The following is a 3,821-nucleotide window of genomic DNA, read 5'->3' as shown; positions in this document are numbered from 1 at the left end:
AAGCACCATTGCCGATCCGCTGATCGGATGCGGAAACCGCATCTTCCAGGCGTGTAGAAACATACGCTTGAGTCCTGTTTTAGACAGTGCCTTGTTCAGGGCGAAATCTCCATATTTCTCGTCGCCGGCAATCGGAAAACCCAAGTGTGCAAGATGGACGCGAATCTGGTGCGTTCGACCGGACTTGAGCTCCGCTTCTAGCAAACTGAAGTGTTCCCAGCGGGCAAGCAGTCGAAAAACAGTATGCGATGCTTTGCCTTCATCCGAAACACGCACACGCCGTTCACCGGACGCCAGCAGGTATTTCAGGAGCGGCAGCTTCACATGGCGTAGCGGATTCATCCAGCGTCCATTGACCAGGACCAGATAGCGTTTATCGGCCCCACGCGCCCCCCCAGCCAGCCCGCCTTCGCGAAACATGTCGTGCAACGCGGTCAACGCCGAGCGTTTCTTGCCGACCAGAAGAATTCCCGAAGTTTCGCGGTCAAGCCGGTGAGCCAGCTCAAGAAAACGGGCTTGCGGTCGCTGCTGCCGCAACGCCTCAATGACTCCGAAACTGACCCCACTCCCGCCGTGCACAGCAATCCCCGAAGGCTTGTCTACGACGAGCAAGGCCTCGTCCTCGTAAAGGATCGGCAGCTCGGCATTGATTGCCGCTCCGGCGACGATTACCCCGTTTCGCTGAGCAACGCGAATGGGCGGAATACGCAGAATATCGCCAATCTGAAGGCGATAGAAAACGTCTGCACGCTTTCGGTTAACCCGGATTTCGCCACTGCGAACGATGCGATAAACGTGGCTCTTGGGGACCCCCTTGCACAGGTTCAGCAGGTAGTTATCAAGACGTTGCCCCTGTTCGTCCTCGGTAATGATGGCTTGTGTGACAGAATTTTTGCTTACATCGGTCAATTTGAATACAATGGCCTTGATTTGCGTCTCGGATTGAAAGAGGCGCTGACCCGTGAGACCGTCGAGCGGCGCCGATTATTTTGTACTTGCGACGCACTTTCCGGCAGGCATCAACCGCCTCTCTTGCACCAATCTGTGCAAGATCAATCAGCGCAAATCGCCTGGTTAAGTACGCTCACCAAAAGTAGCGATACTACTTGATTTGCGCGCGCCGAGCATCTTCGGACCGTCCCAAGCAGACTACCGGGCCTTTGTTTCCAAGGCTCGCAGACATAAACGAAACAGCGAGACATTCTCATTAGTTGCCGTTCTGGAAAGCCCATGAAGCGTACCGCCCACAACTAATCCGTCGCTGCCTGCGCAAGGCGCTCCCCAGTGAATGCGCGCGGGAGCCCATTTTATGAAACGCATGCTTTTTAATGCGACACAGGCCGAAGAACTCCGTGTCGCCATTGTTGATGGTCAGAAACTCGTTGATCTGGACATTGAATCGGCCACCAAGGAACAAAAGAAGAGCAATATCTACAAGGCCGTCATCACACGTATCGAGCCCAGCCTCGAAGCCGCGTTTGTTGATTATGGTTCTGAAAGGCATGGCTTTCTTCCGTTCAAGGAAATCTCCCGCTCGTATTTTCAGGCAGGCATAGAGGCCAGCCGGGCAACCATCAAGGAAGCCCTGCGTGAGGGCCAAGAGCTGATCGTTCAGGTTGACAAGGACGAGCGCGGAAACAAAGGGGCTGCGCTGACAACTTTTATCAGTCTGGCCGGACGTTACCTTGTGCTGATGCCCAACAACCCAAGAGGCGGTGGCGTTTCGCGCCGGGTCGAAGGTGATGAACGCGCCGAACTGCGCGACGTAATGGATCAGTTGCAGGTGCCACAGGGCATGAGCCTGATTGCCCGCACGGCGGCCATCGGTCGCAATGCCGAAGAACTGCAATGGGACCTCAATTACCTGATGCAGTTGTGGAAGGCAATCGACGGTGCGGCCAACCAACAGAAAGGGGCGTTCCTCATTTATCAGGAAGGAAGCCTGGTCATTCGTGCCATTCGTGACTACTTCCAGCCCGACATTGGTGAAATTCTGATTGATACCGACGACGTTTTCGAACAGGCGAGCCAGTTCATGTCACACGTCATGCCGGGCACGGTCAATCGCATCAAACGCTACCGCGACGATGTGCCGCTTTTTTCGCGCTTCCAGATCGAGCATCAGATCGAGTCAGCTTACTCCCGGCAGGTTACGCTGCCCTCAGGCGGCGCTATCGTTCTCGATCACACGGAGGCACTGGTTTCGGTTGACGTCAATTCCGGCCGTTCGACTCGCGGCGCGGATATTGAAGACACGGCATTCAAGACGAACCTGGAAGCCGCAGAGGAGGTCGCCCGCCAGTTGCGCCTGCGCGATCTTGGTGGTCTGATCATCATCGACTTTATCGACATGGAAAGTCAGCGCAACCAGCGAGAGGTTGAAAATCGCCTGCGCGATGGACTACGCCTTGATCGCGCTCGGGTGCAAACAGGAAAAATCAGCCGCTTCGGCTTGATGGAGCTGTCGCGGCAGCGCTTGCGTCCGGCGCTGGCAGAAACCAGTTACATCCCCTGCCCGCGCTGTACCGGCACCGGCCATATTCGTAGCGCAGAATCGGCTGCATTGCACATTCTGCGTATCCTCGAAGAAGAGGCGATGAAGGACAATACGGCGGCGGTGCATACGCAAGTTCCCGTGGATGTCGCCACCTTCCTGCTCAACGAAAAGCGTACGGATATCCAGGCCATCGAATTGCGGCACAAGGTACACCTGTTGCTGATACCCAATATCCATTTGGAAACGCCACAGCACAGCATCGTTCGCTTGCGGCACGACGAACTGAACGTGGAAGACTTGCAACAGCTGTCGTACAAGATGGTTGAAGTCTCTTCCGATGAAGCAATCAAGCAGGCAACTGCGACTGCTGAAGCCAGAGTGCCTCGACAGGAAGCTGCGATCAAAGGTATCACGCCGAGCCAGCCCGCGCCGAACTTGGCCCAAGGTTCGAGAACGGCGGCTGAATCTCAGGACAAAGGCTTTATTGCCAAAATCCTTTCCTGGTTTCGCAGCGATCCTGAACCCGTGCCGGTACCAAAGCCGGAAAGAAAACCCCGCAACAACCCACAACGCGGCGGACGCGGCAATCGGCGCAACGAAGAACGAGAGGGACGCGAGGCACGCCCGACTCAAACCTCAGCGCGGGAAGAAAATCCGAAATCGCGCGAACCCAAGGAACAGCGAGAGCCCCGTCGTCCGCGTGGCGAACCACGTCCGGAACGCAAGGATCGAGCGATGACCACGCCGATAGCTGATGCGAAGGCCAGTATTTCTGAAGCTTCCGAGATCCCAGAAATGAATGCTGAGGAAAGCAATAGCACGGGTTCCCGCCGTCGTGGTCGCCGCGGCGGACGTCGTGATCGAGGTGAACGAAACGAGAATCCGGCCGAAGCACAAACCAGCAAGAATCCTCTGCCGGTTGCTCAGGCAAGTGAAGATGCCGTCGTTGGTGCGGCTGTATTGGTACCAGAAGTCAATGCCGAAACCGCCGAGTCCCAGACCTTCAAGACAGCAGCGGCACCGGAAGCTGATCCGCCGGTCATCGCGCCGCCCGACATCAATGAGTTCGTTGTTGCGCCTCTGACATCAGTTGCGCCGTCCGAGACCGTTGGATCACCTGAAATTGCTGCGGTTGAAGCTGATATTGAAACCGCTTTGATCGAAGTCGTCGCTACACCTATCAGCGTTGTCGAAGCTGTTTCCACTGAACCATCATCGTCTGTTGACACAACACCTTATGTAGACATCGAAAAGGCTCTCGAAACAAGCGGTCTGGTGATCGTCGAAACGATCAGCGAAAAAGCCAAAGAGTGGCAACCTGAAA

General features: G+C 55.8%; 2 protein-coding genes. One reads left to right on the top strand and one right to left on the bottom strand.

The window, feature by feature from the left end; translation table 11 throughout:
* The coding region (locus PROAA_RS13275; RefSeq protein ID WP_186411801.1) for an RluA family pseudouridine synthase at positions 1–909 on the bottom strand (909 nt) is incomplete at its 3' end.
* A gap of 400 nt (positions 910–1,309) precedes the next feature.
* Here PROAA_RS13275 and PROAA_RS13270 point away from each other — a divergent pair.
* Positions 1,310–3,821: Rne/Rng family ribonuclease (locus PROAA_RS13270; RefSeq protein WP_186411800.1), on the top strand; the 2,512-nt coding region annotated here is incomplete at its 3' end.

It is taken from the genome of Candidatus Propionivibrio aalborgensis (assembly GCF_900089945.1).
Classification (GTDB): domain Bacteria; phylum Pseudomonadota; class Gammaproteobacteria; order Burkholderiales; family Rhodocyclaceae; genus Propionivibrio; species Propionivibrio aalborgensis.
The sequence above is the reverse complement of the archived record's forward strand: the minus strand, read 5'-3'. Positions and strand labels throughout refer to the sequence as shown.